General features: G+C 38.4%; 12 protein-coding genes and 1 pseudogene. All 13 read right to left on the reverse strand.

The window, feature by feature from the left end:
* Window positions 1–880: cache domain-containing protein (locus tag F3H01_RS06450; protein WP_149725225.1), on the reverse strand; the 880-nt coding region annotated here is incomplete at its 3' end.
* The gene (locus F3H01_RS06455; RefSeq protein WP_103649196.1) at window positions 873–1,244 is read right to left on the reverse strand and encodes an HIT family protein; all 372 of its coding nucleotides are present in this window, start codon (window positions 1,242–1,244) and stop codon (window positions 873–875) included. The genes F3H01_RS06455 and F3H01_RS06450, both read right to left, overlap by 8 nt.
* A 14-nt stretch (window positions 1,245–1,258) precedes the next feature.
* A complete protein-coding gene (locus tag F3H01_RS06460) occupies window positions 1,259–2,299 on the reverse strand; it encodes an AI-2E family transporter (protein WP_103649195.1) in 1,041 nt (346 codons plus the stop codon).
* Between the two features lie 37 nt (window positions 2,300–2,336).
* Window positions 2,337–2,525 carry a hypothetical protein gene (locus F3H01_RS06465; RefSeq protein ID WP_149725226.1) on the reverse strand — a complete coding sequence of 63 codons (189 nt, stop codon included), beginning with the start codon at window positions 2,523–2,525 and terminating at the stop codon, window positions 2,337–2,339.
* Window positions 2,516–3,595, reverse strand: coding sequence for a cytochrome C (locus tag F3H01_RS06470; protein ID WP_149725227.1), 1,080 nt, complete (start codon window positions 3,593–3,595; stop codon window positions 2,516–2,518). Before F3H01_RS06470 ends, F3H01_RS06465 begins: the two co-directional genes overlap by 10 nt.
* A 23-nt stretch (window positions 3,596–3,618) precedes the next feature.
* Window positions 3,619–4,629, reverse strand: coding sequence for a Holliday junction branch migration DNA helicase RuvB (ruvB, locus tag F3H01_RS06475; protein ID WP_021090089.1), 1,011 nt, complete (start codon window positions 4,627–4,629; stop codon window positions 3,619–3,621).
* A 49-nt stretch (window positions 4,630–4,678) separates the two neighbouring features.
* Window positions 4,679–5,785: a sensor histidine kinase gene (locus F3H01_RS06480; protein ID WP_149725228.1), complete on the reverse strand. Its 1,107-nt coding sequence runs from the start codon at window positions 5,783–5,785 to the stop codon at window positions 4,679–4,681.
* A complete protein-coding gene (locus tag F3H01_RS06485; protein WP_149725229.1) occupies window positions 5,769–6,437 on the reverse strand; it encodes a response regulator transcription factor in 669 nt (222 codons plus the stop codon). The genes F3H01_RS06480 and F3H01_RS06485 overlap by 17 nt, the downstream gene beginning before the upstream one ends.
* 90 nt (window positions 6,438–6,527) lie before the next feature.
* Window positions 6,528–7,463 (reverse strand): NrfD/PsrC family molybdoenzyme membrane anchor subunit, encoded by a 936-nt coding sequence (gene nrfD, locus F3H01_RS06490; protein WP_149725230.1) that lies wholly within the window; start codon window positions 7,461–7,463, stop codon window positions 6,528–6,530.
* Window positions 7,456–8,019 carry a 4Fe-4S dicluster domain-containing protein gene (locus tag F3H01_RS06495; RefSeq protein WP_009294242.1) on the reverse strand — a complete coding sequence of 188 codons (564 nt, stop codon included), beginning with the start codon at window positions 8,017–8,019 and terminating at the stop codon, window positions 7,456–7,458. Before F3H01_RS06495 ends, nrfD begins: the two co-directional genes overlap by 8 nt.
* A gap of 9 nt (window positions 8,020–8,028) precedes the next feature.
* Window positions 8,029–10,302: pseudogene (gene phsA / locus F3H01_RS06500) on the reverse strand (thiosulfate reductase PhsA).
* 292 nt (window positions 10,303–10,594) lie between these two features.
* On the reverse strand, window positions 10,595–12,082 hold the full coding sequence (locus F3H01_RS06505; protein ID WP_087586338.1) for an anaerobic C4-dicarboxylate transporter: 1,488 nt from the start codon (window positions 12,080–12,082) through the stop codon (window positions 10,595–10,597).
* A gap of 91 nt (window positions 12,083–12,173) precedes the next feature.
* Complete coding sequence (locus F3H01_RS06510; RefSeq protein WP_149725231.1) at window positions 12,174–13,574, reverse strand: aspartate ammonia-lyase; 1,401 nt, start codon at window positions 13,572–13,574, stop codon at window positions 12,174–12,176.
* Between the last annotated feature and the right edge of the window lie 149 nt (window positions 13,575–13,723).

Raw genomic sequence — 13,723 nt, forward strand, 5'->3', positions numbered from 1 at the left:
GCTCTTCTGACTCGAAATAATTTTGTGAAATATTTCGCTCTTTTTCATTGGTATTTACATGAAGCACGTAGTAACCTATCTGCGTGTTGCTAGCGTCTATTAGTGGCACCACGCAAAAGTAGTGTGTTTTATAAACGTAAAATTCATATTCTTTGAAATTAATATCACGCAAAAAACCTACTATATTTAAATTTGCACTGCTTAAATTTTCGATGTAATAATCATTTAAAATTTGATCACTTGGAATGCTTTTACGTGAAGGCATCTTATCTTTTGCCAAAAGAACAAATAGATCAATTCCTTGCTTTTTAAAATAATTTCCAAGTGAGTCAAAATTTAACAAAACCTCGATGTTGCCAATAATTTTACCATCACGTATTACGTTTGAGACAGCCCTTATATGCGTTCCAGCATACCACGCCTCGATGCCGACCATGGGCTTGTTTTGATGCCTTGACTCTTGCACTAAAAACCTACTACTAGCGATCATATCGCCATATCTGTTTAGATCCCAACTCCTTACATAGCTTTTTAGATCTTTATCATAAATATGAAGCTTAATGTTGTTATACATCGATGCTGCGCCAAGGGTTTTGGTTAAATTTTCGATATTTTTTATACATTCATCGCGACTTTGTCCTAGCAAGCACATTTGTATGGATTCATTTTGAGCAAGCAAGATCGAGATCGCCATTGATGAAAATTTCTCATCATCTATACTTTTATTAAGCTGTTTTACCTGGTAATCAAAAAAGACTCGCATATTATTTTGCATCTTTTCAGCCATATAAGAGCTGTAAAGAAAGTAAAAAAGCCCTCCAAGTACTATGATAAAGATAAAAACGATATAGAAATTAAAATATTTTTTATATTTATTCAAAACTAGCCCTTAACTTTTCTTCTAAAAATTTTGCAAATTTATCAAATTCTGGCAACACAAGCTCACTTTTTCTTTTTGGATTAGCCCAAACACTATCTGGAAAAAATGCATCGCCACTAAATCTAGCAATAACATGAATATGCACGTGTGGCACATAGTTACCAAAACTAGCGATATTTATCTTAGTTGGTTTATAAAACTCAAGCATCGCCTTTTCGCTTATAAGCATCGCTTCAAATAGCCTTGTCCTACTCGCTTCATCGCAATCGCTTAGCTCACGAAATGGCTTAATGGTAAAAATTTTTATCCATGGAAGTTCATTGTCTTCACGCTCGATTTTTATAAATTTATCTTCATAGATCATATTTGTCCCTATTTTTATACGAAATTTCTCTCTCTTAAAAGCGTATAAAGCTTGATAGTCGAGATAAAAAATGTCACGATCGCTGGTCCAAGGATCACGCCCCAAAACCCAAATGTCGTGATACCTGCAAGCATCGCAAAAAATATAAGAAGTTCATTTATTTTTGTTGGTATTTTAACCAGCTTCGAGTTTATAAATTTAATAACAAGTGGTTTTAAAAGCGTATCAGCTGCAAATGAGATCACTACGATCGTATAAATTGCGATAGTTATCGCTGCTGCTGTGTTGCCATTTGCAAACTCATAAATGCTAATAGGCCCCCATGCCAAAATACCACCAACGACTGGGATGAGTGAAGCAAAGCTAAAAAAGATGCCAGTTAACACGCCGTCATAGCCGTAAAAGCTTGTGATAATAGCAAATAAAAAGCCTTGGATTATCATATTTGCAATGGTTGAATAAAAAACGACGCTCATCACGTTACCAACTTCGCTTAAAATAGACTCTGTATCATCTTGCTTTAGCGGAAGCGCATATTTTAGATAGCTGATTAGTTCATTGCCATAAAGATTGCAAAAGAAGAAAAAGACCAAGATAATGATCATATCAACACCAAATTTAAGGCTTAACTTACCTAGACTTGCAAGATTTGTCGCAAGTTGAGAAAAAAGCATTTTAATATCAAGTCCGCCGATAAATTCTTTTATCTTTGGCTCTAAAAAATTTATCGACTCAGGCATCCTAAAATCATAATTTTTGATAAATTCGATAGTCTTTGTGACATTGTTTATATCAAAGCCAGCCGCGTATTTTGCGATCTCAACTACCGCATAAAGAAGTGGGGCGATAAATAAGCAAAGAAGCACCGACGTGGTAAGCGCCGATGAAAGCGTCTTGCGGTTTTTAGTGAGCGATAAAAATGCGATTTGGACATTTGAAACCGCGACAGCAAGCAGTGCAGCGATAAAAATATCAAGCAAATATGGTTTAAAAAGATAGACCACCAAAGCTAACGCACAAAATGCAAAAATTCCAAAAAATAGTCTGTTATTCATCTTGCTCCCTTAAAATGGGATTATTATAGCAAATTTATCAAAGCTGCTCATTTGCTTCACAAATTTGCTCAAGCTCTTTGCCATCAAGCTTGCAAAGATAGCAAGCGTGGCTAGGCTTTGGGCATTTTAGCATGTCACCGTTATTTAAAATTTGAGCAACAAAATAAAGCTCATTTCTTTTTAGTTTTACAGCGAAGATATCACCTATTTTTGGAGCTATGTGCATTGAAAATTTGCTCCGACGACCTCGCACTCATCACAAATTTGCAAATATATAATGCCCTCGCCATCTATCAAACCACCAAGGGAAATTTGTGCTAGATATCTCATGCTTTTACCGCATTTTGGGCAGTGCAAGTACTCCGCATCTTGCTCCCACTGCGGATATCCGCCAAGCAAAATTTCGCTATCTATCATATATGAGTAGTGAGCGCAAACCTCGCTGGCTAGCTCAAATTTTTGCCCATCAAGCGTTGCCACAGCATCTCTTACATAGTCCTCACTCTCACCCTCACCTACTACCTCAGTTTGCACGCTATTGCCGTCATTTTGGCAAAAATACTGCACAAGGCCAACGCATGTTGGACAAAATTTAAGCACAGTGTCATTTTTAAGCTCTAGACCAATTCGTTTTAGGCTCTCTTTTTTAATGATAAATTCCAGCATCTCACCGCTACAAAATTTACATTTTTCATCACTTAGTGCTTTAAATTTAATGCCTGCATCTACGTTTTGGCTTGGCCCACATGTAAAACACTTATCAAAAACTAGGTTTCTTCTCTTGCCACTCTCGTCAAAGCTCCAGCCAGCGACCTGAGCGTATGCGTCAGTATCGACGTGAAGCTTTGCCTTCCAAGGCTTTGGCGCCTTATAAAGCTTAAAAAATAGTTCCCTCACCACCTCATCGCCCTGCCAGGCAAGTGCGCAAAGGATGTGATTTATTTTTACGATATTTTCAGCGCTATTTAGACTATTTATGAGCTCATCTCTTATGTCGCTTGTGGCGTTTTTATAAATTTCAAATGGGTGGTACTCGCCCTGCTTGGTCACTTCTCTTATTATCTGCTCGTCGCAAATTCCGTGCAGGTAGAAAATATAAACAAGATCGCTATAAATTTCATCATATTTGCCTATCTCGTCTGTGTGAGCTAGGACATTTTTTAGCTTTTGCTTAATCTCAGCCTCGCTTAAGCCTTGATAAAACTCCAGTTTCTCTTTTTGCCTGCATTCGTAGCATATCCCATCAAAGTAAATCGTCCTTTGCTCGCACTTAGGACAAAGATGTGGCTCGCCCATTTTTGCTCCAAATTTAAATTTCTCTACTCAAAAAGCCCTTTTTCGATGTCAATCTTGACGTTAAAGGTCTCAAAACACTTCGCACTAGCGATCCTGCCCTTTGCGGTGCGCTCGATAAAGCCATTTGCAAGCAGATATGGCTCGATGACGTCCTCAACCGTGCCCTCGTCCTCACTAAGTGCCGCAGCGATCGTGCTCAGCCCCATAGGACGGCGCCTTGCTTGCATCAAAATTTCTAAATACCTAATATCCATCTCGTCAAATCCAAGAGAATTTACACCAAGCGCATTAAGTCCCTCTTTTGCACGCTCATGGCTGATGATTTGCTCGTCATTTACCTCGGCAAAGTCGCGGATACGCTTTAGTAGCCTAAGAGCGATCCTAGGCGTTGCGCGTGAGCGTTTGGCGATCTCTAAAGAGGCGTTTTTGTCGCACTCTTTACCAAGCTTGGCTGAGGCTATCTGCACGATACGGCTTAGCTCACTACTTGTATAAAACTGCAGCCTAAAGTCCATCCCAAAGCGGTCTCTAAGTGGCGCTGAGATCATACCAGCACGTGTCGTTGCACCGATAAGTGTAAATTTTGGCAAGTCTATCTTGATAGTTTGAGCAGCTGGCCCTGAGCCAATTATAATATCAAGCCTAAAGTCCTCCATCGCAGGGTAAAGCACCTCCTCGATAGCTGGGCTTAAGCGGTGTATCTCATCGATAAAAAGCACGTCGCCCTCTTGTAAATTTGTAAGGATCGCCGCAAGATCACCACTCTTTTCTATCATAGGCGCTGCGGTCATTTTGATGCTTACGCCCATTTCATTTGCGATGATGTGAGCAAGGGTCGTCTTACCAAGTCCTGGAGGGCCGTAAAATAGCACGTGATCTAGGCACTCATTTCGCTTTTTGGCTGCTTTTATAAAGACGTCTAAATTTTGCTTGATCTTTTCTTGTCCGATGTAGTCTTCAAATTTTGTCGGTCTAAGCGAGACTTCAAAGTCATTTTCAAAGCTTACTTTTTCGATTTCAACGATTCTATCCAAAGTTTTTCCTTCTAAATTTAAGGCTTCATTTTACGCTTTTATGCTTAATTTAAGCTCGTTTAAATTTATAATAAAAGGTGCTGCCCTCGCCGTAGACGCTATCAACGCCGTATGTAATGCCATGTTTTTGACAAATTTCACTGACGATATTTAGCCCAAGTCCAAAGCCACCTTGGATTTCATCCTCTCTGACGTATCTTTTCCAGACCTTTTTGACGTCCTTTATCCCCTTGCCAAAGTCCTGCACGCTAAGATTTATGCGGTCTGCTTCAAGCTCTAAATTTACTATTATCTCGCTCTCTTTTTGGCTGTATTTTATGGCGTTTGTTATGGTGTTGTCGATGATGCGCTGAGCTTCGACCTTGCTTAGCATAGTAAATGCATCGCCTTCTAAATTTATCTTTACAACGATGTGCTTAACTTCAGCTACACTTGAGAGAAATTTCACTCGCTCTATTATATATTCGCCCAAATTTAGGCGCTCAAGTGGAAATTTTATGTAGCCACGCTTTATAAAATACTCAACATCTTCGTAGGTTATTTGCATCTGTTTTAGAGCGTTTTTGATGCGAGTTATATACTTGTTTTCAAGTCCAAGCATCTCAAGGTTCATGCCAGCTACGCCAAGTGGGGTCTTTAGCTCGTGCATGGCATCGTTAAAGAAGTTGTTCATATACTTTTGAAACTCTTTATAAGGCTTAACGCTGCTTAGATATAAAAAATAGACGATAAAAAGCACTGCCATAAGGATAACAAGGAGCATAAGTGCCGCTAGAAATATACTTTTTTCATTATCAAGCTCTTTTTCAACGACAATATAATAAGGCGTTTTATCCTTTATAAAAAAACTTTTGTAAAACAAGTAGCCATTTTCTTCAAGTGTTACAAACTTAAAGTTGCTTGGCTGCTTGGTAAGATTTGAAATAATAGGATTAAAATTTACATCATAGATCGCAAATTTATACTTTAAAGAAGGAGTTATATTTTCATTTTTTAAAAACGAATTTTTGATAATGGTTTCATGCTTCATCGCACCAAAAAGTGCTTTTGAGGTGCTGTTTTTTTGGCTTAAATTTAAGATCACAAAGCTTTGAAAACAAAAAAGCGACATTATGACAAATGTCGCTATGATCTGGATCTTAAAGCTCTTGTGCATCTATCTTGTAGCCTATACGCCTCTTTGAAGTGATAAAGTCACTAGTTGTTTTGTTTCTTATCTTTAAAACGTGCATTCTGATATCAGCGCCTTCTATCTCTTTATCATTCCAGACAAGATCTCTTAGCTCTTCCATGCTGACGTAAGAATTTAGATGTGAAACTAGACACTCAACAAGTGCGACTTCTTTTGCACTAAGATCGACCATTTTGCCGTTTTTAAATAGCGCACGCTTGTTTAGATTAAAGCTAAACTCGTCATTGATCTTTACTATGTTTTTATCGTCAGTTCCATAGTATTTTCTCATAAGCTCAGTTACTCTAAATTTAAGCTCAGCAAGCTCAAATGGCTTTTTTAGGTATTCGTTACAGCCAAGCTCGTAGCCAATCGCCATATCGCCTATATTAACTAAAGATGTTGTTATCATGATAGGAGCGTTTGGATTTAAGCTCCTTATGTACTTGATAACTTCATGTCCATTTACGCCAGGGACTTTTATATCAAGTATAAAAAGATGATAGAAATTTTTCTCTATCAGATCACACGCTTCTTGGCCATCGCTCACCGCTGTAACTTCATAACCAAGCGTCTGCAAAAACTCACAGACGCTCTCTTGAAACCCTAAATCATCTTCTAAAAGCAAAATTTTCAAATCTCTCTCCTAAAAAATAAGTCTTATTAAGATTTAGCCCTATTGTAATATTTAATAGGTAAATTCAAAATTAAAATTATTTTTTAAGTATTAAATAAAAATTTGCCCCGCATAGACAATGTAACACCTTAGCAAAAAGACACCACATATTACGAATAATGCGTTAATCACGGCAAATTCGCGTTTAAAATCATGCACCTTTAAAACGCTTAAGTCTAAAATGATAGGCAAAGCCATACCAAAACCAATGACGCCAATATAAAACATTAGCCCAAGAGAATTTACGCTAAGTGCGTTTGCTACGCTCTCCGCACCACTTGTGCTTGCACCTTTTACAACCATAAATAGAGCGACTATGAGCAAAAACTCGGCAATAATCGCAAAAAAATCAAATTTTAATAAATAGTGTGCAATATCGTTTTGTCTTTTTGCCTTATCTTTTAGCACGCCTAGAAGCAGTGTAAATGCACCGGCACAGCTCAAGCCTGATACTAAAAATAATACTGGCAAAACTGATGTATTCCAAAGTGCGATCTTGTGAGCTGCACTTAGCAAAAAGCCCGTATATGCACCAACGCCAATGCCTAGGATAAAAAGTAAAATTTCAAGTAGGCTTGAAAGCTTGCTAGCTAAATTTGCAACCACGTCAAAAAGAGAAATTTTAAGCAATGCAATCTCGTTTTTAAATGCGCCAAGCGCGTATATAACGCTAAGAGGCGTATAAACTAGAAGCAGTGCAACACCTATTGACATAACTGAATCGAAGTTATAAAGTAATAAGATCCAATAAAAGCTTAGCGGCTTACCAAGATCAACTACCAAAAGCGCAAGACCAAAGATGATCGCCACTGGAGCGATAAGAGCGGCCGCTTTAAAGTAGCAGTTATCCTTGCCAAATTTATTTGAGATAAGCACAGCAACGATGCCAGCACCTGCACTAAGTCCTGCTAAAAATAGATAAACGGCTATCGGCCAACCCCAGTAAATTTCTGTGTACTGAGCTAGGCTTCCTGACATGTTATTCATGATGTGCTCCTTTTGTATTTGCGATCATCGCAAGTGAAGGTTTTGTGTTTAACTCCGCTTTTGGTAAGTAGTATTTGCTCTCTTTTAATTTCTTTGAAATTTTAGAGTTCTCATCATTTACGTCGCCAAAAGTTAGGGCATTTGTAGGGCAGACGCTAACGCATGCCGGGTCTTTACCCTCTTCTAGCCTGCTCTCATAGCAAAACGTGCATTTGCCTATCTCGCCATCTGGCAAGACGTAGCGAGCGTCGTATGGACAGGCTAGGATGCAGTACTTGCAACTAACGCAAATTCTGTGATCAAGTAGCGTCACGCCATCAGCCGTTTTAAAGCTAGCACCAGTTGGACAAACCTCAACACAAGGTGCATCTTCGCACATAACGCAACTTTGACGTAAAAAGTCGGTCTTTAAATTTGGAAAAGTCCCACTCATCTTCGCATGCACCTGCAAGCGGTAAAGCCCCCTCGGCACGTTGTTTGCACTTCTGCAAGCTACCGAACAGCCTTGACAGCCGATGCATAAATTTTCATCATGTATCATCATATATTTTTTCATTTTCTATCCTTACGCTTTACTTATGCTAACGCCAACATTTGTAACCATAGTCGCAGCCACTGGCCCTTCGGCTGGATTAAGAAGCACGCTTGTATTTAGTCCCACGTGATCTATACTCTTAAGAGCTGGAGTGATGTGCCCAAAGCCGTGATAGATAAAGAGTGTATCTTCCCTAATGCCCTCGGTCACCATGAGCTTGCCCTTTTGCTCGCCAAATTTATTTTTCACCACGACCATATCGCCATTACGTAAATTTTTACGTTTAGCTGTTTTTGGATTTATCCAGATAGGGCTATCACTCATAAGATCATGAAGCGACGGCACCGCCTGAGTGTGGCCATTGGTATGAATAGGTGTTTTGCCGCAAGTTAGACAAAGATCATGTCCGTCAAATGTGTCCATATCTTTATCGTTTAGCGCGCCATATCCTGCAAACTGTGCCTCGACATCAGGCAAAAATAGATCTATCTTGCCGCTTTTTGTTTTAAGCTTAGCCATATCATCCATTAGACCATTTTCACCTACAAATTTAGCAGCGACTGGATATTTAGCGACAAATTTATCGATCATGCCTTTTTCTCTAAATAAAATTCCCGGCTCATCCCACGTGATAAAGCCATCTTTTTCCAGCGCAGCAAGTAAATTTACATCTCCACCAGCTTGCTGCATCCTAAACTCACGTATGTCGTTCCAAGTGTAAAGCTCATCTATCTTCATGCGGCGTGCTAGCTCTCTAAAGATAAATGCCCCGTCCTTAGTGTCGCCAACTGGATCAATAACTTTATTTCTTATCATATAAGCTGGCTTTAGACCTGACTTATCCTCTATGCCCTCGTCGCGCTCAAGGTAGCTACTCTCAGGCAAGATAACATCAGCAAATGTCGCCATATCGTTTAGATAAACATCACTTACCACGATAAAATCAAGCTTCTTCATCGCCTCTATACTCTTCATCGTCTCAGCAACGTTTATTAGGTGATTAAAGCGGATGTTAAACCAACCTTTTATGGCGTATGGTTTCTCGTTTAAGATAGCGTTATCTATATCCATCAAAACGCCGTGTTTTCTGCTTACAAATTTATGCGCTCCAGCCTCGCCAGCAAAGTCTAGTCTAGTGACTTTTGGCACTTTAAATTTATCATCTGGGTTTTTAAGGACTGGGAATTTATCCTCGCCAACTAGTTTGTTAAAGGTCTTTGCATTTTTGCCACCAAAAAGGCCGCCTTTGACCTCCCAGTTGCCCATCATCGCATTTGCCACCATGATGGCTTTTGTCCTCATATATTCAGCTCTTGTGGTAGTTGTCTTGTGACCAAAGTCTATGATAACTCTTGGAGCAGCTTTGTAAATTTCATCAGCGATGCGTCTGACATCACTTACTTTTATGCCAGTGATGCTCTCTTGCCACTCAGGCGTTTTACCCTCGACGCTCTTTACGATCTCATCAAAGCCAGTTGTAAATTTCTCAATAAATTCTTTATCGTAAGTGCCATTTTGTATCCAAGTGTTGATAAGTGCTAGAACAAAGGCGAGATCGGTGCCAGGTTTAACTGGTAGCCACTCATCAGCCTTTGAAGCTACAACGCTAAATCTTGGTTCAAGCACGAGCAACTTTGTATCTTTGCTGGCTGCAAATTTAGCAAGCTTTTTTGTATCAGCTATGACGATACCCTCAAAGAGGTTGTGACCAAAATTTACAACATATTTTGCATTTGCAAAGTCTCTTTTTAGCTTAGCGATACCATACATCTACTCGCAGACCATTTGGTAGGTTATCGGGCAGCATGAAAAGTGTGAAAAGCAGTTTGGCGAGCCGTAAGCTGAGGCAAAATTTACCATCAGCTTGTGCGTTTGTGAGCTTTTACAGGTAAATACAAAGCTTTCAGGGCCATACTTTTGCTTGATATCAAGCATCTTTGAAGCGACATAGTCAAGTGCCTCGTCCCAGCTAACCTCGCGCCATTTATTCTCACCTCTCTCACCAGCTCTAATTAACGGCTTTTTGATCCTATTTTCATCATAGAGCTGACTAAGACCTGAGCCACCTCTTGCACAAAGAGAGGTTGCCGTGCCACCAGCTTTTGGATTGCCACTTAAGAAGTGAACTTTGCCATCAACGACTTTTGCTTCGATAGGACACCTTGAAGAGCACATCTCGCAAAAGCTACGGACGTACTTCTCATCTTGCTTTGCAGCATTTTCTAAAGCACCACCCGGTAAGGACGATGCAACCATACTAACTCCAGCACCGAATTTTAAAAATTCTCGTCTATTTAAGCTCATCTTTCTCCCTTTAAAGATATTTGCCTTTAGTTATTCTAGTATTTAAAGTTGAAAATAAAATTAAATTTTACTTAATATTTATATTTAGATTTTTAGTTTTAAAAAATAGGTATTCTAATATCAAAATAAGTAAAATTATAAAAAAGATAAATTTAATTAATATAATTTTTAACGCGATCTTATAAAAATTTTGAATATAAAATTATGATTAAGGATTTTGAATAGAAATTAAAAATTTTAAAGAGATTTAAAAAGCCGAGAAAGATCTCGGCTTAAGTTTGATTTAAAATACTTATAAAAGTATCGGAGCTATCAAAAATCCAAGTGCAACAGAAAAAGCAATAGCTAGAACGCCTGGAATAAAAAAGGAGTGGTTAAATATATATTTACCTATCCTAGTTGTTCCAGTATCATCCATTTGAACGGCTCCAAGAAGTGTCGGATATGTTGGCAATACAAACAATGCTGAAACTGCAGCAAATGATGCAACTAAAATATATGCGTCACCGTTATTTGCAGCAGTTAAACCAAGTGCGGCTATAACTGTAGGAATAAGTGCCTTTGCGGTAGCAGCTTGAGAATAAAGAAGCATACTAGCAAAAAATAGCGCAACAGCTAGCATAAATGGATAGTCTTTAACAAAATCGCCGGCAAAATTTTTGATCGCATCGGTATGATTTACCACGAAAGTATCTCCAAGCCACGCTACACCTAACACGCAGACGCACGCAGTCATACCACTTTTAAATGTAGCTGTATTAAATAGCTTATCGACTTTGACACCACAAGTTAGTGTGATTAAAGTAGCGATAACTAGCATAAAGCTCATAATAGCGTTATCTCTAGTTAATACCAACGTCTTTGTAGGCTTATCTGGATCTTCTACATATTTTACATTAGTAGTTGAGTCAGTTTTGACTTTTATATCTTTTGCGACTAGTTCATTAAATTTATCTGGACTTTTGGTCTCATAAATCTTTTCATAGCCTGTTACATAGCTTGGTTTTATCCAGCCTACATTTTTACTAATAGCAGTAGCATATAAAACGACAGAGATAACGCCAACTAAGAATATTAAAACAGAAAGTTTAGCTCCTTTTGGAAGCTCTTTTTTCTCTTCAATTTTAACATCTTTGATTAGCCCTTCTTTAAGTCTTCTTTGATACTCTTTATCGCTACTTAGATCAAGATTATAAAATATATTTATAACAAGAGCTGTTAGCATACAACCAATAAAAGTTGTAGGTATCCAGATAGCTAATAGTAATGGATAGCTAATGCCAAGTCCGCCCAAAGCATGCTCACCAGCCATAAATACAACCGCTGCTGAAACTGGGCTTGCAGTAATGGCTATCTGACTAGCAACAACAGCTATACTAAGAGGTGCACTAGGCTTAATGTTTTGTGTCTTTGCAACTTCGGTAATAACTGGAATCATAGAAAATGCTGTGTGTCCAGTACCGGCAAATACAGTTAGCAAGTAAGTGACAACTGGGGCTAAGAAATTTATGTATTTTGGATGTTTTCTTAGTATCCCTTCAGCTATTTGTACCAAATAATCAAGACCACCAGCTACTTGCATCGCTGTAATAGCAGCTATAACGGACATGATGATTAAAATAACATCCCAAGGTATACTACCTGCTTTTAATCCAAGTCCTAAAGTTAAAACTACGACGCCAATACCACCAGCATAACCAATAGCCATACCGCCTAGTCTAACACCCAAGAATATCGCACCAAAGAGCACGATCAACTGTAATATCAATGAAATATCCATTGAAAACTCCTCTATTAAATTTTATAACTAAAATTTTTACTTAAGCGTGCCAGAATTTTGACACGCTTTTAATAATACTTTGCTTAAATTTTTACCTAACCATACTTGGATTTAGCATATTTTTTGGCTCTAAAATTTTATCGATCTCTTCTTTGCTTAGATAGCCTCTCTCTAGGCAGATATCACCAACTGCTTTACCTGTTTGAAGGGCTTCTTTAGCGATACTTGCAGATTTTTCGTAGCCAATGTATGGGTTAAATGCTGTTACGATACCAACTGAGCCTAGAACTGATTTTAAGCAAGCTTCAGGATTTGCTGTTAGTTTTCTTACAGCTTTTTCAGCTAGTGTTTTCATCGCATTTTCAAGGATAAATATAGAGTTAAATAACGCATAAGCGATGCCCGGCTCAAACGCATTTAGCTCAAATTCGCCTCTTTCTGAGCAAAGCATGATAGTTACGTCGTTGCCGATTACCTCGTAGCATGCCTCGCCTACGACCTCTGCGATAACTGGGTTTACTTTGCCTGGCATGATTGAGCTGCCTGGTTGCATTTGCGGTAAATTTATCTCGCCAAGACCGCATCTTGGACCTGAGTTCATCAAACGAAGGTCGTTTGCGATTTTTGAAAGTCTAACAGCTGCAGTTTTTAACGCACCACTTACGTGAACGAAGTCTGCTGTATCTTGTGTAGCTGCGATGAAATCATCAGCCTTTTTGAAATCAACACCAGTGATATCTTTTAACTTTTTAACAACTACATTTTTATAATCAGGGTGGCAGTTAATACCTGTACCAATCGCAGTTGCACCCATATTTAGATATGTCATTGACTCGCGTGCAGCTGTGATCTTTTCGATATCGCTTTTAATGTAGCTTGCAAATGCGTTAAATGTATTGCCAAGTGTTGTAGGAACTGCGTCCTCAAGCTCAGTTCTACCCATTTTAATGATATCTTTAAAATCTTTTGCTTTTTTATCAAGTTCATCTTTTAGTAGATTCATCGCAGCAAGCAAATCAGTAAGTTTTGCGTAAGTTGCTACTTTTATTGAGCTTGGGTAAGTGTCATTTGTGCTTTGTCCAAGGTTTGTATGATCGTTTGGATGGATGTATTGATACTCACCTTTTTTATGACCCATGCTCTCAAGCGCGATGTTTGTAATAACCTCGTTTGCATTCATGTTTGTACTTGTTCCAGCACCACCTTGGACCATATCAACCACAAATTGATCTAAAAACTCACCAGCTATTACTCTATCAGCGGCTTTTGCTAGCGTATCAGCGATCTTAGGATCTAAAACGCCAACTTCTTTATTTGCAAGTGCAGCTGCTTTTTTGATTTGTGCAAATGCTTTTACAAAGTATGGATACTCTTTTAATGTTCTACCACTCATGTGGAAGTTCTCAGTAGCCCTAAATGTTTGGACACCATAATAAAAATCGTTAGAGATTTCCAACTCACCTATAAAATCGTGTTCTTTTCTGGTTGCCATAACCATTCTCCTTATAAAAAAATGTATTAATGAAATTATATAGATATTTAATATTTTAAATATTAATTACTACTTTATTTTTTTAAGCTTTGGCTTTTAGCCTAGATAAAACGACTTTTGAAGAAAAATTTATAGTAGCTTTTAAGCTA

Origin of the sequence: Campylobacter concisus (assembly GCF_902460875.1) — a bacterium.
In the GTDB taxonomy this organism is placed as follows: Bacteria; Campylobacterota; Campylobacteria; order Campylobacterales; family Campylobacteraceae; genus Campylobacter_A; species Campylobacter_A concisus_AA.

What these genes read in the sequence shown, in the direction of transcription:
- F3H01_RS06455 (WP_103649196.1), bottom strand. Translation starts at nt 1,244, where the DNA reads ATGATCTATGAAGATAAATTTATAAAAATCGAGCGTGAAGACAATGAA.
- F3H01_RS06460 (WP_103649195.1), bottom strand. Translation starts at nt 2,299, where the DNA reads ATGAATAACAGACTATTTTTTGGAATTTTTGCATTTTGTGCGTTAGCT.
- F3H01_RS06465 (WP_149725226.1), bottom strand. Translation starts at nt 2,525, where the DNA reads ATGCACATAGCTCCAAAAATAGGTGATATCTTCGCTGTAAAACTAAAA.
- F3H01_RS06470 (WP_149725227.1), bottom strand. Translation starts at nt 3,595, where the DNA reads ATGGGCGAGCCACATCTTTGTCCTAAGTGCGAGCAAAGGACGATTTAC.
- F3H01_RS06480 (WP_149725228.1), bottom strand. Translation starts at nt 5,785, where the DNA reads ATGCACAAGAGCTTTAAGATCCAGATCATAGCGACATTTGTCATAATG.
- nrfD (WP_149725230.1), bottom strand. Translation starts at nt 7,463, where the DNA reads ATGAATAACATGTCAGGAAGCCTAGCTCAGTACACAGAAATTTACTGG.
- F3H01_RS06495 (WP_009294242.1), bottom strand. Translation starts at nt 8,019, where the DNA reads ATGAAAAAATATATGATGATACATGATGAAAATTTATGCATCGGCTGT.
- F3H01_RS06505 (WP_087586338.1), bottom strand. Translation starts at nt 12,082, where the DNA reads ATGGATATTTCATTGATATTACAGTTGATCGTGCTCTTTGGTGCGATA.
- F3H01_RS06510 (WP_149725231.1), bottom strand. Translation starts at nt 13,574, where the DNA reads ATGGCAACCAGAAAAGAACACGATTTTATAGGTGAGTTGGAAATCTCT.